Source organism: Flavobacterium sp. Root186 (assembly GCF_001428525.1).
Lineage (GTDB): Bacteria > Bacteroidota > Bacteroidia > Flavobacteriales > Flavobacteriaceae > Flavobacterium.
Genome location: NZ_LMHW01000010.1, coordinates 518,292 through 538,742, shown reverse-complemented (window position 1 = coordinate 538,742; position 20,451 = coordinate 518,292). Strand labels below are relative to the sequence as shown.

Sequence of the window (20,451 nt, the reverse complement as noted above, 5' to 3'; positions counted from 1 at the left end):
GATTAATCGATTAAAAATCAAACCAAATGAATTACAACCAAAACAATCAACCAAAAGGATTTAGTATAATGCAAAAAATAGGCATTTTCGTGCTCGTTTTTACAATAATCGTTTATTATGTTTTATCAATTCAATTTTTAACAAGCTAAATTACAATGTCAAAACAGCAATTTCATTTTGAATAGCATAAACTACCAAACCGGCAATATTTCGTGATTCTGTTTTCAGCAGTAAATTATTACGATGTCCTTCAACTGTTCGCGGGCTTAAAAAGAGATGTTCTGCTATTTCTGTAGTTGTTTTTTGCTGACAGATAAGCTGAAGGATTTCAATTTCGCGCGGAGAAAGAAAACTTGTTTCAAGATTGCCTTTTGAGTTTTTAGAAGATACGATAGTTTCCTGAATAGTTTTTAATACATTTTCATTGTAAAAAAATCCTTTTCTGTTAACTTCATTAATCGTTTTGATTAGATCTTTTGGAGTTGTATTTTTAATGAGGTATGCAACTGCTCCAACCTGAATCATATTTGCAATAAATGATTTTGAGTCATAACTGGTCAGGGCAATAATTTTAATATCGGGAAAAGATTTCCGGATAATTTTTGTTGCTTCGACACCATTTAAAACCGGCATTTTCAAATCCATGATAATAATATCTGGCTTGACATCATTACTATGTAATTTATTAACCAGCTCTTCACCGTTTGAAGCTTCAAAAATAATTTCAATATTGTCTTCTCTTTGCAATAAAAAAGCTATTCCTTTCCGAAACAATACTTCGTCATCGACTAAGGCGATTTTAATTACGGCATTCATTTTGTCTGTTTTTGGTCATTTGGTTTCCCGAAATTACAAAATATGAATTAATAATAGCTACAGAACCTTATTTTATTGATGCTAAAGCTTAATTATTTACTAAAATTTATATTAAAAAGTAAAAATTACAGCAATACCTTTATTTATTTCTGAATCTATTTTTATAGTTCCGTTCAAAAACGAAACCCTGCTGTCAATATTTTTCATTCCCAGTCCTTTTTGATTCTCCATTTTTGTGCTGTCAAATCCAATTCCGTTATCTTCATAATAACAAGTATTTATTCCATTATTGTCTTTAAAGGCAATCCAAATTTCTGTTGCTTTACCATGACGGAGAGAATTATTCATTAATTCCTGTAAAATTCTAAAAATGTGTAAATGACGATCGATATTATCATCAAAATCAATTTCATTTTTATAATACGTTTTAACAGATTTACTAGTTTCAAATTCTTCGCATAACTCTTCAACGCCAGCATTTAATCCAAATTTTTCAAAAACCGGTGGTAATAAATTATGTGCAATTTTTCTGGAATTTTCCAAAGCCTTTGCAGTCAGATTAATAATATTATCTGTAATCTCGCTGGTTTCTGCTTCGGTTAAATTAGGTGCCGAAAGTAAATGAGTATTTAAAGACACAATATTAAGTTTTGAACTTATATCATCGTGCAAATCTTGGGCAATACGTTTACGTTCTTCTTCCTGCGCAACTATAATCGCGTGAAGCTGCTCTTTTTGATACTGTAGTACCAAATCTTTTTTCTCAAGTTCTTTTTGAATTATTTTTTTTCTGGAAAAATAGAAGAATATTATCAATACAACTGCTACAATTATAAAGAAAAGAGAGATATATAATATAATGGCAACAAGTTCTTTTTCAGGAATTGAATGGGTACTCATATCTTTATTAGATTTACAAAAAAATGCTTATTCATGTTGAAATCAAATATATCTTATTTAATTTGAATGTGATTATTTCTTGAAAAAATAATTATTAAATAAAAATCTCTATCAAGTATATACCTGATAGAGATAGTATTTGAGTTATATAAAAAATTATTTTTTAATCGTCGTCACCTGTATAAGGAGGACTTGGCTCAGTAAAGTCATAAACTCCATCTACTATTTTAGATGTCGCTGACACTTTTTTAATATTATTGCCTTTATCTAAACCTACTAAAATAGTAGTCATTTTTCCTTCACTATTCAATCCTAAAAATAATCCAACTTTTTCAATTCCTGCTTTATTTATTATCGAAGTAATTACCTCTGTTTCCAAAGCATAATGTCGAATTCTTAAGCCATCGTATGATGTTACTTCATTTAAATCCTGTACTTTACTTAGTTTTTCTTCCCAAGCTTTAATACCAGTGAAGGCTGTTTTTGGTGATAGTAAATGTTTATTTAAGACTGCTGTTCTTTTACGACTTAAATCAACTGTTACCTCATTAAGATCTATTAACTTATCCTGATTTGAAGTCGCAAATAAAACTTTTGAATTTATTCTGTTTATTTCCTTCCCTGCAGCGTTTACTCCTGCTGCATCAATTTTTATAATCCCGTTTTCATATCCTAATACAAATCGTAAATGATGTAAATCTGGAGTCGATGTTAGTTTAGAAAAATCTTGAGTTGAAAATAAATAACTTTTAACTTGTTGTTGCATTTATATCATCCTGAGATGTTCCTTTCTGACAAGAAAACATAACGAATATGCCAATAGCAGCGATATTAAAGGTTAATTTTTTTCATATTATTTTGTTTACAGTTAATAGATAAGCTGATTTCTTAATTATTGAAAAAGTTTGTTTAGGTGGATAAACAAATACCTATTGCGGCTCTTCAGGATCTCCAAAAGGTGGACAAGGTCTAGCACCATCGTAAACATCATCGGCATCTGATTTTGAAGTTATGGATGTCTTATTGATTCCATTATTTTTATCCAAATTGATAAGTATTGTTGTTACTTTTCCTTTTGGGTTAAGTCCTAAAAACAAACCTACATTTAAACTTTTTTTAGATGTCATTTCTTTTACCACATCTGCTTCAAGACTATAGTAACGAAAACGTTTACCTTCGTATGAAAGCGATTCGTCTAAATCAGAAACAGTTTTAAGTTTTTCCTGCCATCCGTCTATCCATGTATAAGCATAATTAGGCAGTAAAATATGTTCATTTAATAATAAACTTCTCTTTTTTGTAGTATTTACAGTCAGCTTATTAAGTTCAACAAGGTTATTTTGAGAGCTAATATCTTTCAAAACAGTTGACTCAACTAATCCAAGTTTTTTACCACTTTTATCAACTCCAACAACTTCTATTTGTATTATATTATCGGCATATCCCAAAACAAAGCGAACCTCTTCGATATTAGGAGTGTTTACTAATTTATCCAACTCCTCTGTTGGAAATAAATAAGCTGTAACCTGCTTTTGAGAACTTGCAAATTCAGTATTTAAATCTGCTTTTAACCAGTTCTCTTTTTTATTAGAAACTGAATTCAAAGACACATCATCCTGTGATGTTTCTTTTTGACATGAAAACGTGACAAGTAATATCATTAAAGCAATGCAGAAATTTCTTTTTTTCATAATTAAATCTGATTTTTGATTAAGTTATTTGTTAGTTTTTAATTGTAATCTCTTTATAAAAATTTATTTTCCAATCGTATAAAATAAAAACCTGATTGACTAAAAGTAAAAAGGTGTTTAATATCCAGGTTAGATATTTAAGATCATCACTAAGTCCTACAGAAAAATTTCCAATTAAATATAATACAGTACTTGCTAAAAAATAAAATACAAGACCTATAGTTGTATAATAATATCTTTTACTTTCTGTAAGCATATTATAAAAATGAAACAAGGCATAAATTACTATAAGCAGGTTTGTTAAAGTAATTTCAAATAAATTAAACTTAAGAAACTCACTCGAATCTATACTAAATTGTATTGCTAAAACCAATAATGCTACTGCAAGACTAATTTTTATGAATATTTTTTGGCTCTTTACATGAGTCAATGAATTATAAAAAATTCCAAGCATTATCATTTGTCCTATAAAGAATATATTAACAAAAACTAAATTGGTCATACCTAGTTGATACCATAACTCCATGCTAAATTGCATAATAAAGCAAAAGGCCAGATATGAGACAAAAAAAACATTAGCTTTTCCCTTTCGGAAAAAGCTATATGAATAGACCATTAGATTTATTAATAAAACTGAATAAGTCGAGTATATTAAAAATTCATTCATTTTTTATATACTTTCACTATTAATATGGAGGGCTAGGGCGTATTCCATCATACACAACATCTTCAACAGATTCTACTTTGTTTTGTTCTGATGATGATTTTCCGTAAACATCTACATATTTACCGGTTTCCTTGTCATATTGTGCACCAACAAAAAGCAAGGTTCTTTCTTTTTGGTCATTGATACCAAGATAAGCACGAACGGCATCTGTATCTAGTGCAAGTACTTTTTCTAAACTTTCTCGTGGTATTAAAAAAGATTTTACTTTGTTTTCTCGGGTCTCGACCGTGGTATCATCCTCGTATCTTTTTTCCCACACTTCAGCAGTAGCCAACGGGATTTGAATTGGCCCTGGAAAGTTTTTTTCGCTCATAGTTTTTGAATTTTAATTAGTTAATAATTTTAGAATTGTTTATGGTTTTGCTAATCTACCGAATTAATTTTTATATAAGAAATATTATTTTGTGAAATTACGTACAGAAGTACCTAATCGTTGAATAAAAAAAAATCTTTACAAGCAGGCAGCTCATAAAGATTTTTCTATATAGAATTTTATTTAAATTAAAATGGAACATCGCTGTCATCATCGTCATCATTTAAATTGCTTCCAAAAGCTTCATTGGCAGAAGGAAGGTTTTTAGTAATGAACGGATTATCGTCGTGGTTCATTTTTGAAGGTAAATCATCATATCCTCCGCTAAAATCTTCAAGGTTATCAAACTTACCTAAATGCCCTAAGAATTTTAAACGAATATTCTCAAGTCCACCGTTACGGTGTTTGGCTATAATAAATTCAGCCTGACCCGCTGTTGGAGATTGTTCATCATCATCCCATTCTTCTATTTTATAATATTCCGGACGATAAATAAACGATACAATATCGGCATCCTGCTCAATCGCTCCAGATTCACGAAGATCTGAAAGCAATGGACGTTTACTTGATCCACGCGTTTCAACGGCACGCGATAACTGAGATAATGCAATAACTGGAACGTTTAACTCTTTTGCCAATGCTTTTAAGTTTCGGGAAATTGTAGAGATTTCCTGTTCACGGTTTCCTCCTCCTTTACCATTTCCTCCCGCAGTCATTAACTGCAAGTAGTCGATAATGATCAATTTAATTCCATGCTGCGAAGCTAAACGACGACATTTAGCACGTAAATCGAAGATCGAAAGTGAAGGTGTATCATCAATAAATAATGGGGCTTTTTCTAAATCTTTAACTTTAGTACTCAATTGCTCCCATTCGTGTTTTTCTAATTTTCCTGTTCTTAATTTTTCTGAAGACAATCCTGTTTCAGAAGAAATAAGCCTTGTAATCAACTGAACTGAAGCCATCTCAAGAGAGAAAACTGCCACTGCATGTCCAAACTGAATAGCCACATTTCGCGCCATTGAAAGTACGAATGCTGTTTTACCCATACCCGGACGAGCTGCAATAATAATTAAATCCGAAGGCTGCCATCCAGAAGTTACCTGATCTAATTTTTCAAAACCTGTTGCAATACCACTCAAACCTTCTTTACCAGCAATTTCCTCAATACGTTTCTTTGCTTGTAAAACCAAACTCTGGGCCGTTTCAGAACTACGTTTAATATTTCCCTGTGTTACTTCGTACAATTTTGATTCGGCTTTGTCTAATAAATCAAATACGTCTGTAGTTTCATCATACGATTCCTCTATAATTTCAGAAGAAATTCTAATCAAACTTCTTTGAATAAATTTTTGAAGAATAATACGTGAGTGAAATTCGATGTGTGCAGAAGAAGCAATTTTTTGCGTAAGCTGAATCAGATAAAAATCTCCTCCCGCTAATTCTAATTTTCCATTTTTCTTTAACTGAGTCGAAACTGTCAGCAAATCTATTGGCTGTGTTTCGGTAAAAAGCTGCAAAATCGCTTCAAAAATATGTTTGTGAGCGTCTTTGTAAAAAGCATCGGGCTGTAAAATATCAATTACGTCATCTACACCTTTTTTATCAATCATCATCGCACCAAGCACAGCCTCCTCCAAATCAAGAACTTGTGGAGGGAGTTTTCCTTTCTCGAGATTAATAATAGTGGTTTTATCTACCTTTACAGGATTTACATTCTTGAAATTTTCCATATAGCGAAAGTAACAAAATTTAAAAAAAAATTGTTATCTAGTTATAACTATTAAATGTTTATAAATATTCTCTTTTTGTTGATAACCAAAAAAAAATCCGAAACCGCAGGGCTTCGGATTTTTAATCATATTATATGAATTTACTCTTTATACTCGCCCATGTTGCTGTATTTGTCCATTCTTTGGGCAATCAGCTCGGCTGTTGATAAGTCTTTCAATTCGTTATATCCTTTGGTAATGTATTCTGCTACTGTTTTAAAAGTAGTTTCGCGGTCGTAGTGTGCTCCGCCTAGTGGTTCAGGAATTACATCATCAACTAATTTTTGTTTTTTCATGTCAGAAGAAGTCAATTTTAAAGCATCGGCTGCACGTTCTTTGTACTCCCAGCTTTTCCATAAAATTGAAGAACATGATTCTGGAGAAATTACAGAATACCAGGTATTCTCTAACATATAAACTTTGTCTCCAACACCAATTCCTAAAGCTCCTCCAGAAGCACCTTCACCTACAATAATGGTAATGATTGGCACTTGCAGACGAACCATTTCGAAAATATTTCTCGCAATAGCTTCCCCTTGTCCTCTTTCTTCGGCTTCAAGTCCTGGATATGCACCCGGAGTATCTACTAAAGTTAAAACCGGAATTCCGAATTTCTCTGCCATTTTCATCAAACGTAAAGCTTTACGGTATCCCTCAGGATTTGCCATACCAAAATTACGGTATTGACGTGTTTTAGTATTGTACCCTTTTTGCTGACCAACGATCATAAATGATTGTCCGTTTACTTTTCCAAGGCCGCCAACCATTGCTTTATCATCTTTAAAACCTCTGTCTCCATGAAGTTCTAAGAAAGTATCACCACAGATTGCTCTGATATAATCTAAAGTATAAGGTCTGTTTGGGTGCCTTGACAATTGTACACGCTGCCAAGCCGTAAGGTTTTTGTATATTTCTTTTTTAGTCTCTACTAATTTCTTGTTGATTTCTTTACAAGTTGGCGTAACATCAACGTCAGATTCTTTTCCAATTATAACACACTTTTCTAACTGTTCTTCAAGTTCTTTTATTGGAAGCTCAAAATCTAAATATTCCATGGATTTTTGAATTTTGTTTTTAAATCGAACCGCAAATATAAAAATATTATACTATTCGTGTGATTATTTCGTGTTTAAAATGTAAAAATGTAATTTAAAAATAAGGCAAATACTACACTTTTTCTTTATTCTTATAATGTTTAAAAACACCATTTAAAATAACTGTAATAACGATTATTACAGCCCCTATGTAAAATTCAGCACTCATTTTTTCTTTTCCGCCCAAGATAAAATAAGCTAAAAGAATACCGTAAACTGGCTCTAAATTAGTGGTTAACATAACTGTATAGGGAGTTAAACGCTGCATCACTTTTACCGAAGCAGTGAAAGCATAGGCCGTACAAACAGAAGCCAAGATCAACAACAGAATCCAGTTATTTAATGACATTACAAAAAAGTCAGCATTAAATTTCCCGATCACAAAAAAATAAAGAGATATAAAGAAAACCCCTGCACCAAATTCATAAAATGTAATAACAGAAGGTTCATGATCTGAGATTAATTTTCCATTCATCAGAGTAAATAAAACCCCAAGAATTATTGAAATTAATGCATAATAAACTCCTGTAAGATATTTAATTTCAACCTGTAATATCAATCCTAATCCGGCAATGATTATTAATCCGAACAAAACTTCGTACCACAAAATCTTTCTTCCATAAAAAAGCGGCTCTAATAAAGACGCAAAAAAAGCTCCAAGCGAAAAAATCGACAATGTTATGGAAACATTCGATACGTGAATAGCTTTAAAAAAGAAAATCCAATGCAATGCAATTAATAATCCAACGAAAATTAATTTAGCAAAAGATTTTGCCGATATAACAAAAGACTGCTTTTTATAAAGAATAAATCCGCCAAGAAAAATTCCGGCAATCAACATTCTAAACCAGACTAAGTTTTCGGCATCAATTGTAATTAAAGCTCCTAGAATAGCCGTAAATCCCCAAATAAAAACAATTAAATGAAGGTTTAAGTAACTTTTTAAATTATCGTTTCGCATTACGTAATAAGTAAACTGCCAGAATTCCAAAAACAATATTTGGGAACCAAACAGCTAATAAAGGTGAAAAAGTAGATTTTTCGGCAAGAGTACCGAATATTTTATCAAAGAATACAAATGAAAATGCAATCGCAATTCCAATTGCCAGATTCATCCCCATACCACCTCGGCGTTTCATTGCAGAAACTGATACTGCTATAATAGTCAGGATAAAAGCAGAAACCGGAATGCTGTATTTTTTATAAAGAACTACTAAATAGGTATTAATATTTCCTGAACCTCTTTTTCTTTCTTTTTCAATAAAATCAATCAGTTTGCCTAAAGTCAATGTCTCTGCTATATAAACAACAGGCGTTAAATCAGCAAGTTCAAACTTAAATTTTATCTTTTTCTCAGGTTCTTTTTCAATTACATCATTCAAATCAGCAAGAGTCCTTTTCGTATAATCATACAAAATATACGTCTTTAATTTCGGATCCCATTTAATACGACTTGCCGTAATTTTATAGGTTAGTTTATCTTTTTCAAAATGCTCTAACGTAAAATTAAATGCCGTTTTTGACTCTTCATTAAAACTGTTTACGAAAATAAAATCATGGTCATTAATCTGTCTGTAAACATTGGTGTTTTCACCTCTCATGAGCTCCTTTCCATTTCCTTTTAAATAGGTGTATCTAAAATTATTATAACCCTCACTTGCGGCAGGGACAATAAAAAATCCCATCAGCAAAACAAAAATCGAAACAATTGTTGCACCTATAATATAAGGACGTAAGAAACGTGTAAATGAAATTCCAGAACTTAAAATCGCAATAATCTCTGTATTATTTGCCAATTTTGAAGTAAACCAAATTACCGATAAAAACAGAAATATCGGAAATAAAGAGTTTATGAAATAGATCGTAAAATTGTAATAATAGAATGCAATATCCATAAACGGAATCTTGTTTTCGAGCATCTTATTTACCTTTTCAGAAACGTCAATTACGATTCCGATTGGCGCAAACAAAAGCAGCATCACAGAAAAAGTTCCGAGATATCTTTTTAAGATGTATTTATCTATTATTGACAGCATATAAATTTTGTTTTTTTTGTTTCAGGTTTCATGTTTCAGGTTCTTTAGAGAACCTGAAACATGAAACCTGAAACTTGAAACTCTTTTTTTTAAAGTCTTTGACTCATATTTTTAACCATCATTTCTTTCCATGGTCTAAAATCGCCTGCTAAGATATGTTTTCTAGCCTCACGAACCAACCACATGTAGAAACCAAGATTATGAATTGTAGCAATTTGTTTTCCTAAATATTCGTTAGCAGCAAATAAGTGGCGTAAATACGCTTTTGTGTATTCTGTATCTACAAAAGTATGTCCCATTTCATCAATAGGAGAAAAATCTGCTTCCCATTTTTTGTTTTTGATATTGATCGTTCCGTTTGCTGTAAATAGCATACCATTTCTGGCATTACGCGTTGGCATTACGCAGTCGAACATATCAATTCCTAACGCAATATTCTCTAATATATTTATAGGAGTTCCAACTCCCATTAAGTAACGAGGTTTATCTTCCGGAAGAATTTCGCAGACTACTTCAGTCATCGCATACATTTCTTCTGCAGGCTCTCCTACTGATAATCCGCCAATTGCATTACCCTGTTGACCAGAATTCGCAATATATTCTGCAGATTGCTGACGTAAATCTTTATAAGTACTTCCCTGAACAATTGGAAAAAAAGTCTGCTCGTAACCGTACTTGTAAGGAACTTTATCTAAATGATTAATGCAGCGGTCCAGCCAGCGGTGTGTCATATGCATTGATCTTTGTGCATATCTGTAATCGCAAGGATAAGGCGTACATTCATCAAAAGCCATAATAATATCAGCTCCAATAGTTCGCTGAATTTCCATTACGTTTTCTGGAGTAAAAAAGTGGTAAGAGCCGTCAATATGTGACTTAAACTTCACTCCTTCTTCTTTAATTTTTCTGTTTGAAGACAGAGAATAAACCTGGTATCCCCCAGAATCAGTCAAAATATTACGATCCCAATTCATGAATTTATGCAATCCTCCTGCTTTTTCAAGAATTTCTGTCTGCGGACGTAAATATAAATGGTACGTATTTCCAAGAATAATATCCGGATTAATATCGTCTTTTAATTCACGCTGATGTACTCCTTTTACCGAAGCCACCGTTCCAACAGGCATAAAAATAGGCGTTTCGATTACGCCGTGATCAGTAGTTATACTTCCCGCTCTTGCTTTAGACTGCGGATCTTTTTGTAATAAATCAAACTTCATGTGTTTCTTTTTTCAGTCGGCAAAGATAAGCTAATTTCAGGGAAATTTAATTAATTAGATAATTTGTCAATTATAAAATTGAGTTAATTCAAAAACAAAACTTCTAACACTTATATATAACATTTAACTTCTATTGGGCGTTCCCTTCGGTCGGGCTATCCGCTATATCTTTTGTTCCAGAAAAAATCATTGTTAATTAAGTCCAGACATTTGTCACAAAAGGATGCCGCTTCTATCCCTAACGCAAAAAAAGACGTGACCGTTACACAAGAAATTTTTAAATTTGAATAGTATTAAAAATTCTTTAAAGAACAAAAATTCAATATTGTCAGTCTGAGCGAAGTCGAAGGCTTCACAAAGCAAAGCCATCAACAAAAAATAAAATCCGTTTAAGCCCGCAAAAATCTGTTTACCATAAACTCAAACAAAATAAAATGAACTTAGCCCAAAAACTTGGATATCCTGAAAACACCAAACTATTAATCATTCATGCTGACGATGCCGGATTATCACATTCAGAAAATCAGGCCACTATAAAAGCGCTTCAAAACGGATCTATAAACTCCTATAGTATAATGGTACCGTGCCCATGGTTTTTTGAAATGGCTGAATTTGCCAAAAAGAATCCAAATTACGATTGTGGCATTCATTTAACTTTAACGTGTGAATGGGAAAATTATAAATTCGGGCCAGTTCTTCCCGTTTCGGAAGTTTCAAGTTTAGTTGATCAAAACGGTTATTTTTACAAAACCAGAAAAGATTTTAAAACCAATGCAAAACCTTCTGAAATTAAAAAAGAACTAATCGCTCAAATTGAAAAATCTTTGCAATTTGGTATTCAGCCTACACATCTTGACTCGCATATGTGCAGCGTTGGTGTAACTCCAGAAATTTTAGAGATCTATAAAGGGCTTGGAAAAACATATAACTTACCTGTTTTTATCAATAAAGATTTTGTCGAATCAATTAGTTTATCCGATGAAAAATATGATTTTGATAATACTCTTTTAGCGGATAATCTTTTGATTGGATATTATAATGACTTCGAAAAAGGAGAACTTAAAAAATCTTATGAGAAAGCTTTAGACAGTATTACTTCAGGATTTAATGTTTTCTTGCTTCATCCTGCTTTTGATGATTTTGAAATGCAGGGCATTACTGTAAATCACCCTAATTTTGGTTCGACATGGCGTCAAATTGATTTTGATTATTTTACAAGTACGGCATGCAAGGCAAAACTTAAAGAAAACAATATTCAATTAATTACCTGGAAAGAGATTCGAGAAATTAGATAATTTATCAATTTAGATAATGAGATAATTTTTATGTGAATACTGCAATATCCTGATTTCAAAAATGTAACAATCAAAAAACATTGATTTCTTAATTTTATAAGACACTTAAATTATAGGAATCATGATAAATTCAGAAGAAAAATTAGATCAAATCAAGGACGAACAAATCGAAACAAACCTTGAAAACATGGATTATCCAGCAAACGAAGACATTTACAATCAAGACAATAAACTAGAAGACATCAATCCTGAAGAAATTTCAGGTGAGCGCATCATTAATCAGGACAATCATGAGTGGAAACAAAATAGTGATAAACTTGGAGATGATCTTGATGTTCCGGGTTCTGAACTTGACGACGATCAGGAAGAAATAGGTTCAGAAGACGAAGAAAATAATTTCTACAGCGAGGGCGATAATAATTAGATTTATATCCCCTATATATTTAAAAGCCCTGCAAGGGGCTTTTTTTTGTTTAAGAATTTACTGAAAATCATAACATCTAAAATGTTGAATTTAAAAATTCTAAATCAAATTGGCATTTTTTTTAAGATTAATAAAAAAAGAAACGGAATTTAACAATTGTGACAAACTAAAGCAGAAAATCATTTGTCAGCCCGCAAAATAACGATTACTTTTGCAACAGTTTAACTTTTACATATAAAATGAAGCCTAACACACAACAATTAAGCGATTTAACGATCCAAGTAAGAAGAGATATTCTTAGAATGGTACATGCTGTAAACTCTGGCCACCCAGGTGGATCACTAGGTTGTACTGAATTTTTGGTTACACTATACCAAAATATTATGGACCGCAAAGAAGGTTTTGATATGAATGGAATTGGAGAAGATATTTTCTTCCTTTCAAATGGTCATATTTCCCCTGTATTTTACAGCGTTTTAGCACGTAGTGGTTATTTCCCTATTTCAGAACTTGCTACTTTCAGATTATTAAACTCTCGTTTACAAGGACACCCTACGACTCATGAAGGCTTACCTGGAGTTCGTATTGCTTCTGGATCATTAGGACAAGGTTTATCTGTCGCTCTTGGTGCTGCACAGGCTAAAAAATTAAATGGTGATAGTCATTTAGTTTACACTTTACATGGAGATGGTGAATTACAAGAAGGTCAAAACTGGGAAGCTATTATGTATGCTTCTGCAAAAAAAGTAGACAACCTTATTGCAACTGTCGATGTTAACGGAAAACAAATTGACGGAACTACGGATGAAGTTCTTCCAATGGGAAGTCTTCGTGCTAAATTCGAAGCTTTTGACTGGGATGTTATAGAAATAGCAGAAGGTAACAACATCGATGCAATCCTTTCAGGATTAACAGATGCTAAATCAAGAACAGGAAAAGGAAAGCCGGTTTGTATTTTATTACACACTGAAATGGGTAATGGTGTTGACTTTATGATGCATACCCATGCTTGGCATGGTAAAGCACCAAACGATGACCAATTAAAAAATGCTTTAGCTCAAAACTATTCAGCAGATCAAATCGACTATTAAAAAAAGCTATGAGCTTTAAGCAGTAAGCTTTTCGCCTATTGCCTACAGCCTATCGCGTACAGCAAAAAGATAAAAATGAAAAAATATACAAATACAGGAAGTAAAGATACCCGTTCTGGTTTTGGAGCGGGAATGACTGAACTAGGTCAAAAAAATGAAAATGTAGTAGCACTTTGTGCAGATTTAATTGGATCATTAAAATTTGATGACTTCAAGAAAAATCACCCAGAGCGTTTTTTCCAAATTGGAATTGCAGAAGCTAACATGATTGGTATCGCTGCAGGTTTAACAATTGGAGGAAAAATTCCATTTACAGGAACTTTCGCTAACTTCTCTACAGGAAGAGTTTACGATCAAATTCGCCAATCTGTTGCTTATTCAGACAAAAACGTAAAAATCTGTGCTTCTCACGCTGGTTTAACATTAGGAGAAGATGGAGCAACGCACCAAATCTTAGAAGATATCGGATTAATGAAAATGTTACCGGGAATGACTGTAATCAATACTTGCGATTACAACCAGACTAAAGCCGCTACAATAGCATTAGCTGATCACCATGGTCCTGCTTATTTACGTTTTGGGCGTCCAGTTGTAGCGAACTTCACTCCTGCTGACGAACCATTCGTAATTGGAAAAGCAATTTTATTAAACGAAGGAACTGATGTAACAATTGTTGCAACAGGGCATTTAGTTTGGGAAGCTCTTATTGCTGCTGAAGCTCTTGAAGCAAAAGGAATTTCTGCTGAAGTAATCAACATTCACACTATTAAACCACTTGACGAAGAAGCTATTCTTAAATCGGTTGCTAAAACAAGATGTGTGGTTACTGCTGAAGAACATAACTATCTTGGAGGTCTAGGAGAAAGCGTTTCAGGAGTATTAGCTTTAAACAATCCAACTCCGCAAGAATTTGTAGCTGTAAACGATAGTTTTGGTGAATCTGGAACTCCAGAACAATTAATGGAGAAATACAAACTAAACAATCAGGCTATTGTTGAAGCTGTAGAAAGAGTTATTAAAAGAAAATAATTTTTAGTTTTCTTATTCTATAAAAACAAAAAACCTCGAAATCACTTTTCGAGGTTTTTTTATGCTTAATAATTTCTTATTTCTTTTGATAAGGATATGTTTTATCCAAATGAATTCTTAGTCTTCCTGCAGTTGTATAATCTGCTGGCAGAAAACTTTTAGGATTATCAATTGATTCAGGCTGTCCTTCCGTTTTAAGAGGCCCTGTTGGTCTTCTAGGAATTCCTCTTGGCTCCGTTTCATCTGTATTTGGTGTACTAGGATTGTCTACAACAGGATCCCAAGGATAATAGGTACTTGCACCATTGAATACTCCATTTACCCAGCCAATATGCTCTGCAGGTTTTGTAATTTCATAGTAAGTAGAAAAACCATCACCATCATCATCATTATCTACATAATCCGGAATACCATCTTTGTCTGTATCATCAGCCACCATGGTTGCTGGAGGAGTTGGATATCTTGCAGTATCTCTAAAATCATACACATACCCATCTCCATTTATATCTTCCTGATAATCAAAAACACCGTCAAAATCATGATCTAACCTTTGAAGGCTAAACAATTTAAAACTAAATACTAAAGGCGAATAAGCCGGAATAGCATCTTGTCCTGAACCATAATATCCTAATCCAGAAGGCAAAAACATTACTCCTGCACCAAAATCTGTATACGTTATGGTACCATCAGCAGCCGGCGTACTAGGCGTACCTGTTTTAAACTGTGGGAAAATTTCACCCCAGCCGTCTATTACAGACTGCGTAGCATACATATATAATTCAAAACTTCTTCCTACACCATAAGAAGAATCAAATACCGTCCCGTTTAGCAAACTTCCCGCATACGAAGCAAAAATTCTGTCTGTATTTAAAGGAGCTTCCCCGGTACCTTTATTTAAGGATAAATAATACACCTTATAAGTAACATCGTGATTGTAAACATCTCTGGATTGTAAAGGATATACTGTTTGATCCCAGATTGACGTTTGTGTTCCTCCTGCCGGAATTTTTTCAATTGTAATATCGAAATTAGCCGTAACTTCTTTTATATAATTAGTCTTTAAATATTTAACAATAGAATCATTGTCAGCTAGATATTGTGCCTTATAATCTCTCAAAGGAACAGTTTCCGGATCATCATGGTCTTTACTACAAGAAACTACAGCTAGGCATGCAAGTAATAAAATAAAATAATATTTAAATTTATTCATTATTGTTAATTTTTTAGGTGCGCAAGATACAATATTGATTTATTTTTGTAAAGAATTTAACTTGGATTTTAGAAAAATTATGAGAATAGATAAATACTTATGGTGCGTGCGTTATTATAAGACCAGAAACATGGTAACTGAAGCTTGTAAAAAGAACCATGTAACAGTAAATGGACAAGTTGCAAAACCATCTAAAGAAGTTTTTCCTACTGATAGAATTACTTTTAGAAAAGATCAAATTACACAAATTATAACCGTACTCGATATTCCGGAAAGTCGCGTGGGAGCTAAACTTGTTGATATCTATCGCAAGAACGAAACACCTGCAGAAGCTTACGAACATTTAGAGTTATTAAAACTATCTAAAGAACATTATCGTAAAACCGGAACCGGAAGACCGACAAAAAAAGACAGAAGAGATATAGATGATTACGGAAGTGATCTTGCTGATGAAGAAGATGAAAATTAAATTCCAATTTTTTAAATTCCAAATTCCAAAACTCAGTAAACCTAAAATTATTCCAAACAATTGAAGATCCAAAACCTCGACATCAAATTGGAATTTTATTTATTGGTATTTCCTCAAAAATCTGAAATCTAAAATCTAAAATCTAAAATTCTAATTGTATTTTAGCAAAAAAATAAATCATGAGTAAAAACATCATCTTAACCAATCAGGAAATCGAACACAAAATAAAACGTATCGCTTATCAAATTTACGAGACGTTTGTTGACGAAGAAGAAGTTGTAATTGCGGGAATTGCTTCCAGCGGTTCTGTTTTTGCTCAAAAAATCGCTATTGTATTAAGCGATATATCTACTCTAAAAATTTCTCTTTGCGAAGTACGAGTTGACAAACAAAATCCACAGCTGCCTATTCAGACTTCTTTATCTGCAGAAGAATATTCAAATAAAGGATTAGTTCTTGTTGATGATGTTTTAAATTCAGGAACAACATTGATCTACGCTGTTCGCCATTTTTTGGACGTTCCGCTTAAAAAATTCAAAACTGCGGTGCTTGTAGACCGAAATCACAAAAAGTATCCTGTAAAAGCCGATTTTAAAGGAATTTCTTTATCTACATCTTTATTAGAGCACGTTCAGGTTGTTTTTGACGAAAACGGAGACAATTACGCCTTTTTAAGCTAAGATTTCTAAAATATCATCAACTGTTTCATCGACTGTTTTATCATCCACTACAACTTTGTGCTGTGCATGATTATAATAAAAGCTTCTGTCGAATAAATGTTTTGCGATAAATTCTTTCATTTCCTCTTCATTCATATCTGCAATTAAAGGTCGTTTACTTTTATTGTAAACTAATCTATTGTATAAAGTATCTATTGAAGCTTTTAAATATATAGATGCAATATCTTCTCTTTGCAATAATAAATGATTATTAGCATAACATGGAGTTCCTCCGCCTAAACCTATAATACTATTTTCTGAAGATTGAAGTAATTCAAGAAACATTTCGTGCTCTAATTTTCTAAAATAGATTTCACCATGCTTCTCGAAAATCTCTTTTATAGACAAATTTGTTTTTTTTTCGATACAATTATCTAAATCGAGAAAGGGGATATTTGTAATTTTTGACAAGTTTTGGGCAATTGTTGACTTTCCGCAACCCATATATCCTAATAAGATGATTTTTTTCATTTTAATAAAACCCTATAAACTAAGGGATTGTAAATTTTGGTTAAAAAAAGACAAATTTATAATAAAATTGCTTGCAAATAATAAAATAAACTCCTTATATTTGCACCCGCATTCAAGAAACGAATATGACTCGATAGCTCAGTCGGTAGAGCACATCACTTTTAATGATGGGGTCCTGGGTTCGAGCCCCAGTCGGGTCACAAAATTTGTGATTTACAAAATAAGTTTCTTGAAAGCAATGACTCGATAGCTCAGTCGGTAGAGCACATCACTTTTAATGATGGGGTCCTGGGTTCGAGCCCCAGTCGGGTCACAAAAAGGTCGAGTATTAATTTACTTGACCTTTTTTGCATTTAGGCCATGTGGAGAAACGGTAGACTCGCCATCTTGAGGGGGTGGTGCTCGCAAGGGCGTGAGGGTTCAAATCCCTCCATGGTCACTAAAAATTAAAAAGCCTGAGAATCTTTTCAGGCTTTTTTAATGCTTGGAAAATTCTTTCGAGATTTTTTCTCTTTTGCAAAGTCAGTATTCATTAGTAATTTTTTGAACCCCATCAAGATCTTTCAATTTTTAAATCTAACTTTTACTTTAATACTATAGAATTAATATAATTCTTAACTTCGTTTTCAGCTTTTGTTTCGACATTCAACGTTACGAAATAGATTATCAAACAATAAAAACAATGAACAGAATGACAATCTACATTATTGCAGGGCTTTTATTTGTGGGACTTATCGCTTATTCTTTTTTGAAGTCAAATTCAGGATCGGAACATGATAAATATTTTATGTCGACTCAATCTCAAAGTAACGAAAGAATCAAAGATTTAAATCTTGATAAGCCATCAGAAGATGCTACTTACATATTGGACACAACAAAGCTATCATTTCACAGTATACCAGTTGAATATGAAAATATTGAATATAAAGCAGATCCTAATAAAGATTGGATCATTAATTTAATACCCTTAAATGGTGAAAATTTTAAGAAAGAAGACTTTTCTAAAATGTTTGACTATGATTGGAGAACTAATTTTCAATCTGCTATTTATGGTTTTTCACCCGAAGACAACAAGTGGACTTTTGCTTATGCGGGAGGGTCACCAGAAATATATAGCAAACTACAAGTAGCAGTTGATGTTCAGGGAATATTTAATGAGGAAAATCCAAACTACGATCCTAAAAAACTTGAACGTTATATTGTTGAACTTGAAAAAAGAATTAAAAAATACCCAACCAAAATAAGGCTTGAAAAAAGTGAGTCTACAGAAAGTGCTATTCAAAAAGCAAAAGAGCTTGTAAGTATTTATAATGAATTTAATATAAATATGATAGTTGTACTGCAAAGCAACGAGCAGTTTGATGGTCTTAAAACTTGGGATGCACTTCAAAGTGTCGGATTAAACTGGGGTGATGGCGACTTATTTCATTGGAGCAATAATACAGATTATGGTCATGACCAATATTTTAGCGTATGGACAACAACAGAGCCGGGATATTTTTTGCCAGAAGAAATTAAAGATGGAAATATGAATCCTCAAAATTTGATTTTTGGTTTCTCTGTACCAAGAAGTGCAGATCCTAAGAATGTTTTTGAAGTTATGTTAAATGCAGTTGAATATTGTCAGAAACGTTTAGGTGGAAAAATCTTAGACAAAGACATGAACCCTATTAATGTTACAAACGAAAGAAATAAGATAAATAAACTTATAAAGAAAATGGATAGTAGAGGAATAAAAGCGGGTTCTGACAAAGCATTAAGAATGTTCTAGATTTAGTATGCAGGATCACACTTAATAATTATTTATAATAAAACGCCTTATTTAAAGGCGTTTTTATTTTATATACCCACCACTCACATCTGTAAACGGAAGCAAATTAAATCATTTATTCATACCCATTTGCTTTTCACCCCAAATCCTCATTTGACTGATAAAAGGAATTAGCTCTTGTCCATTTTCAATAAGAGTATATTCAACACGAGGCGGAACTTCTGGATAAACCTTTCTTGAAATCAGCTCATCAGCTTCTAACTCTTTGAGTGTTTGAGTAAGCATTTTTGGCGTTATGCCTTCAACAGCTTTTTTCAATTCACCGTATCTCATCAAACCATCTTTTAAATACCATAAAATTCTTCCTTTGTATTTCCCTCCTATTCTTTGAAAAGCATAATCAACCGGGCAATATACTTTTATATTTTTTTTCTCCATAACTATTTATTTTACAAACAACTCATAATCAACAATAGTATACTTTTAGAACCTAAAGAACTAAAATGTACGTACTTGCGATAAAGATATTAAATTACTTTATTTGTTAAGGCTTTTAAGAAGATGAATATAAAATGACAGCAATTCATTTATGCTATAACTCTCGTAAACCAATACTATTAATTATACATAAATCAATATGAGTAATCTAACCCAGAAAATTCCAGAAAACATAAAAGTATTAGAAATCCGTAATTATTTATTAAAACCAAATTTAACCGATAAGTTCCGCGATTATTTTCATTCGAAATTTGTTACTCCAATGAATGAATTAGGCGGCTACACGTTGGGAGAATTTAAAATTGACAACATAAATGATCGATTTGTTTGGTTTCGTGGTTTTACTGACATGAAAACCAGATCAAAATTTTTGAATGATTTTTATATCAATAGTACAACCTGGAAAGAATATGGCAAAGGTGCGAACGAGATGATGATAAACTCGGATAATGTTTATTTGTTACGACCTTTAAAAAAAGAAATTAATACTGAGTTACTAAAAACAGATAAAACATTTAGTGTTGTAGATTTCTATATCTGTAATAACACTCTTGAAAAGGTTATTAATTTATTTGAAACCACTTACATCCCTTTTCTTAAAAATTTAAAAATAGAAGATATAACACTTTGGGTAAGCGAAATGGTTGAAAATGATTTTCCAGGATTACCTGCTTTTCAAGATAAAAATCTTTTAGTGAGCATTACACATTATAAAGATGAAAATGAGTTTTATGCCAAACAAAAGGAAATTGACTCTATGCCGATTGATTTAAAAAATTCGATGCAAGAATTAATAACCATTCAGAATAAATTAGTGCTTTTGAATTTGAACCGTGAATTACTGTAAAAAAAGCCTCTCAAAGTCATCAAACTTTGAAAGGCTCTTAAATCAGAATAAAATGGCA

At 32.4% G+C, this 20,451-nt stretch carries 22 protein-coding genes and 3 tRNA genes; 11 read left to right on the top strand and 14 right to left on the bottom strand.

Going from position 1 to position 20,451, the window contains the following annotated elements; genetic code table 11:
* Nucleotides 1–150: 150 nt before the first annotated feature.
* The 11 genes from ASD98_RS06100 to tgt all read right to left on the bottom strand — a co-directional run bounded on the left by ASD98_RS06100 (nt 151) and on the right by tgt (nt 10,569).
* Entirely contained in the window at nt 151–816 is a 666-nt protein-coding gene (locus ASD98_RS06100) for a response regulator transcription factor (protein WP_056201542.1), read from the bottom strand.
* 111 nt (nt 817–927) lie between these two features.
* Nucleotides 928–1,716, bottom strand: a complete 789-nt coding sequence (locus ASD98_RS06095; RefSeq protein WP_056201538.1) for a sensor histidine kinase — start codon at nt 1,714–1,716, stop codon at nt 928–930.
* Nucleotides 1,717–1,879: 163 nt separating this feature from the next.
* On the bottom strand, nt 1,880–2,482 hold the full coding sequence (locus tag ASD98_RS06090; RefSeq protein WP_056201535.1) for a hypothetical protein: 603 nt from the start codon (nt 2,480–2,482) through the stop codon (nt 1,880–1,882).
* A gap of 163 nt (nt 2,483–2,645) precedes the next feature.
* A complete protein-coding gene (locus tag ASD98_RS06085; protein ID WP_056201532.1) occupies nt 2,646–3,407 on the bottom strand; it encodes a hypothetical protein in 762 nt (253 codons plus the stop codon).
* Between the two features lie 31 nt (nt 3,408–3,438).
* Nucleotides 3,439–4,074, bottom strand: coding sequence for a hypothetical protein (locus ASD98_RS06080; protein WP_056201529.1), 636 nt, complete (start codon nt 4,072–4,074; stop codon nt 3,439–3,441).
* Nucleotides 4,075–4,093: 19 nt separating this feature from the next.
* Nucleotides 4,094–4,447, bottom strand: coding sequence for a hypothetical protein (locus ASD98_RS06075; RefSeq protein ID WP_056201525.1), 354 nt, complete (start codon nt 4,445–4,447; stop codon nt 4,094–4,096).
* Nucleotides 4,448–4,635: 188 nt separating this feature from the next.
* Complete coding sequence (gene dnaB / locus ASD98_RS06070; protein WP_056201522.1) at nt 4,636–6,180, bottom strand: replicative DNA helicase; 1,545 nt, start codon at nt 6,178–6,180, stop codon at nt 4,636–4,638.
* A gap of 140 nt (nt 6,181–6,320) precedes the next feature.
* Nucleotides 6,321–7,274: an acetyl-CoA carboxylase carboxyltransferase subunit alpha gene (locus ASD98_RS06065; RefSeq protein WP_056201520.1), complete on the bottom strand. Its 954-nt coding sequence runs from the start codon at nt 7,272–7,274 to the stop codon at nt 6,321–6,323.
* A 112-nt stretch (nt 7,275–7,386) separates the two neighbouring features.
* Entirely contained in the window at nt 7,387–8,274 is an 888-nt protein-coding gene (locus ASD98_RS06060) for a DMT family transporter (RefSeq protein WP_056201518.1), read from the bottom strand.
* Nucleotides 8,261–9,349 carry an LptF/LptG family permease gene (locus ASD98_RS06055; protein ID WP_056201516.1) on the bottom strand — a complete coding sequence of 363 codons (1,089 nt, stop codon included), beginning with the start codon at nt 9,347–9,349 and terminating at the stop codon, nt 8,261–8,263. The genes ASD98_RS06060 and ASD98_RS06055 overlap by 14 nt, the downstream gene beginning before the upstream one ends.
* 89 nt (nt 9,350–9,438) lie before the next feature.
* Nucleotides 9,439–10,569 carry a tRNA guanosine(34) transglycosylase Tgt gene (tgt, locus tag ASD98_RS06050; RefSeq protein WP_056201513.1) on the bottom strand — a complete coding sequence of 377 codons (1,131 nt, stop codon included), beginning with the start codon at nt 10,567–10,569 and terminating at the stop codon, nt 9,439–9,441.
* 434 nt (nt 10,570–11,003) lie between these two features.
* Here tgt and ASD98_RS06045 point away from each other — a divergent pair, with 434 nt between their 5' ends.
* The 4 genes from ASD98_RS06045 (at nt 11,004) to ASD98_RS06030 (ending at nt 14,408) form a co-directional block, all read left to right on the top strand.
* Entirely contained in the window at nt 11,004–11,864 is an 861-nt protein-coding gene (locus ASD98_RS06045; RefSeq protein WP_056201511.1) for a polysaccharide deacetylase family protein, read from the top strand.
* Between the two features lie 121 nt (nt 11,865–11,985).
* On the top strand, nt 11,986–12,288 hold the full coding sequence (locus ASD98_RS06040; protein WP_056201509.1) for a hypothetical protein: 303 nt from the start codon (nt 11,986–11,988) through the stop codon (nt 12,286–12,288).
* A 239-nt stretch (nt 12,289–12,527) separates the two neighbouring features.
* On the top strand, nt 12,528–13,379 hold the full coding sequence (locus ASD98_RS06035; RefSeq protein WP_056201506.1) for a transketolase: 852 nt from the start codon (nt 12,528–12,530) through the stop codon (nt 13,377–13,379).
* A 75-nt stretch (nt 13,380–13,454) separates the two neighbouring features.
* The gene (locus tag ASD98_RS06030) at nt 13,455–14,408 is read left to right on the top strand and encodes a transketolase family protein (RefSeq protein WP_056201503.1); all 954 of its coding nucleotides are present in this window, start codon (nt 13,455–13,457) and stop codon (nt 14,406–14,408) included.
* 76 nt (nt 14,409–14,484) lie between these two features.
* Here ASD98_RS06030 and ASD98_RS06025 read toward each other — a convergent pair whose 3' ends face one another.
* The gene (locus ASD98_RS06025) at nt 14,485–15,618 is read right to left on the bottom strand and encodes an FKBP-type peptidyl-prolyl cis-trans isomerase (protein WP_056201501.1); all 1,134 of its coding nucleotides are present in this window, start codon (nt 15,616–15,618) and stop codon (nt 14,485–14,487) included.
* Between the two features lie 79 nt (nt 15,619–15,697).
* Between ASD98_RS06025 and ASD98_RS06020 the strand changes: the two genes are divergently transcribed.
* Together ASD98_RS06020 and ASD98_RS06015 are read left to right on the top strand one after the other, a co-directional pair.
* A complete protein-coding gene (locus tag ASD98_RS06020; protein WP_056201498.1) occupies nt 15,698–16,087 on the top strand; it encodes an RNA-binding S4 domain-containing protein in 390 nt (129 codons plus the stop codon).
* Between the two features lie 179 nt (nt 16,088–16,266).
* Entirely contained in the window at nt 16,267–16,767 is a 501-nt protein-coding gene (locus ASD98_RS06015) for a phosphoribosyltransferase domain-containing protein (RefSeq protein ID WP_056201495.1), read from the top strand.
* On the opposite strand, the gene ASD98_RS06010 is transcribed toward ASD98_RS06015, so the two are convergent.
* Entirely contained in the window at nt 16,759–17,277 is a 519-nt protein-coding gene (locus ASD98_RS06010; RefSeq protein ID WP_056201493.1) for a shikimate kinase, read from the bottom strand. The two genes, ASD98_RS06015 and ASD98_RS06010, sit on opposite strands and share 9 nt — an antisense overlap.
* Before the next feature lie 127 nt (nt 17,278–17,404).
* On the opposite strand from ASD98_RS06010, the gene ASD98_RS06005 reads away from it, so the two are divergent.
* The 4 genes from ASD98_RS06005 (at nt 17,405) to ASD98_RS05990 (ending at nt 19,048) form a co-directional block, all read left to right on the top strand.
* Nucleotides 17,405–17,477, top strand: a tRNA-Lys gene (locus ASD98_RS06005).
* 40 nt (nt 17,478–17,517) lie between these two features.
* Nucleotides 17,518–17,590: transfer RNA gene (locus ASD98_RS06000), tRNA-Lys, on the top strand.
* Between the two features lie 43 nt (nt 17,591–17,633).
* A tRNA-Leu gene (locus ASD98_RS05995) sits at nt 17,634–17,716 on the top strand.
* A gap of 252 nt (nt 17,717–17,968) precedes the next feature.
* Entirely contained in the window at nt 17,969–19,048 is a 1,080-nt protein-coding gene (locus ASD98_RS05990) for a cell division protein ZipA C-terminal FtsZ-binding domain-containing protein (RefSeq protein WP_157849139.1), read from the top strand.
* Nucleotides 19,049–19,159: 111 nt separating this feature from the next.
* On the opposite strand, the gene ASD98_RS05985 is transcribed toward ASD98_RS05990, so the two are convergent.
* On the bottom strand, nt 19,160–19,486 hold the full coding sequence (locus ASD98_RS05985) for a helix-turn-helix domain-containing protein (RefSeq protein WP_056201488.1): 327 nt from the start codon (nt 19,484–19,486) through the stop codon (nt 19,160–19,162).
* Nucleotides 19,487–19,685: 199 nt separating this feature from the next.
* Between ASD98_RS05985 and ASD98_RS05980 the strand changes: the two genes are divergently transcribed.
* A complete protein-coding gene (locus tag ASD98_RS05980; protein ID WP_056201487.1) occupies nt 19,686–20,393 on the top strand; it encodes a hypothetical protein in 708 nt (235 codons plus the stop codon).
* Nucleotides 20,394–20,451: the final 58 nt, after the last annotated feature.

Bases quoted from the DNA above. Each gene is read 5' to 3' on its own strand.
- tgt (WP_056201513.1), bottom strand. From the start codon at position 10,569: ATGAAGTTTGATTTATTACAAAAAGATCCGCAGTCTAAAGCAAGAGCG.
- ASD98_RS06060 (WP_056201518.1), bottom strand. From the start codon at position 8,274: ATGCGAAACGATAATTTAAAAAGTTACTTAAACCTTCATTTAATTGTT.
- ASD98_RS06085 (WP_056201532.1), bottom strand. From the start codon at position 3,407: ATGAAAAAAAGAAATTTCTGCATTGCTTTAATGATATTACTTGTCACG.
- ASD98_RS06040 (WP_056201509.1), top strand. From the start codon at position 11,986: ATGATAAATTCAGAAGAAAAATTAGATCAAATCAAGGACGAACAAATC.
- ASD98_RS06010 (WP_056201493.1), bottom strand. From the start codon at position 17,277: ATGAAAAAAATCATCTTATTAGGATATATGGGTTGCGGAAAGTCAACA.
- ASD98_RS06090 (WP_056201535.1), bottom strand. From the start codon at position 2,482: ATGCAACAACAAGTTAAAAGTTATTTATTTTCAACTCAAGATTTTTCT.
- dnaB (WP_056201522.1), bottom strand. From the start codon at position 6,180: ATGGAAAATTTCAAGAATGTAAATCCTGTAAAGGTAGATAAAACCACT.
- ASD98_RS05985 (WP_056201488.1), bottom strand. From the start codon at position 19,486: ATGGAGAAAAAAAATATAAAAGTATATTGCCCGGTTGATTATGCTTTT.
- ASD98_RS06015 (WP_056201495.1), top strand. From the start codon at position 16,267: ATGAGTAAAAACATCATCTTAACCAATCAGGAAATCGAACACAAAATA.
- ASD98_RS06080 (WP_056201529.1), bottom strand. From the start codon at position 4,074: ATGAATGAATTTTTAATATACTCGACTTATTCAGTTTTATTAATAAAT.
- ASD98_RS06025 (WP_056201501.1), bottom strand. From the start codon at position 15,618: ATGAATAAATTTAAATATTATTTTATTTTATTACTTGCATGCCTAGCT.
- ASD98_RS06030 (WP_056201503.1), top strand. From the start codon at position 13,455: ATGAAAAAATATACAAATACAGGAAGTAAAGATACCCGTTCTGGTTTT.
- ASD98_RS05980 (WP_056201487.1), top strand. From the start codon at position 19,686: ATGAGTAATCTAACCCAGAAAATTCCAGAAAACATAAAAGTATTAGAA.
- ASD98_RS06100 (WP_056201542.1), bottom strand. From the start codon at position 816: ATGAATGCCGTAATTAAAATCGCCTTAGTCGATGACGAAGTATTGTTT.
- ASD98_RS06095 (WP_056201538.1), bottom strand. From the start codon at position 1,716: ATGAGTACCCATTCAATTCCTGAAAAAGAACTTGTTGCCATTATATTA.
- ASD98_RS06065 (WP_056201520.1), bottom strand. From the start codon at position 7,274: ATGGAATATTTAGATTTTGAGCTTCCAATAAAAGAACTTGAAGAACAG.
- ASD98_RS06045 (WP_056201511.1), top strand. From the start codon at position 11,004: ATGAACTTAGCCCAAAAACTTGGATATCCTGAAAACACCAAACTATTA.
- ASD98_RS06075 (WP_056201525.1), bottom strand. From the start codon at position 4,447: ATGAGCGAAAAAAACTTTCCAGGGCCAATTCAAATCCCGTTGGCTACT.
- ASD98_RS06035 (WP_056201506.1), top strand. From the start codon at position 12,528: ATGAAGCCTAACACACAACAATTAAGCGATTTAACGATCCAAGTAAGA.
- ASD98_RS06020 (WP_056201498.1), top strand. From the start codon at position 15,698: ATGAGAATAGATAAATACTTATGGTGCGTGCGTTATTATAAGACCAGA.
- ASD98_RS05990 (WP_157849139.1), top strand. From the start codon at position 17,969: ATGACAATCTACATTATTGCAGGGCTTTTATTTGTGGGACTTATCGCT.
- ASD98_RS06055 (WP_056201516.1), bottom strand. From the start codon at position 9,349: ATGCTGTCAATAATAGATAAATACATCTTAAAAAGATATCTCGGAACT.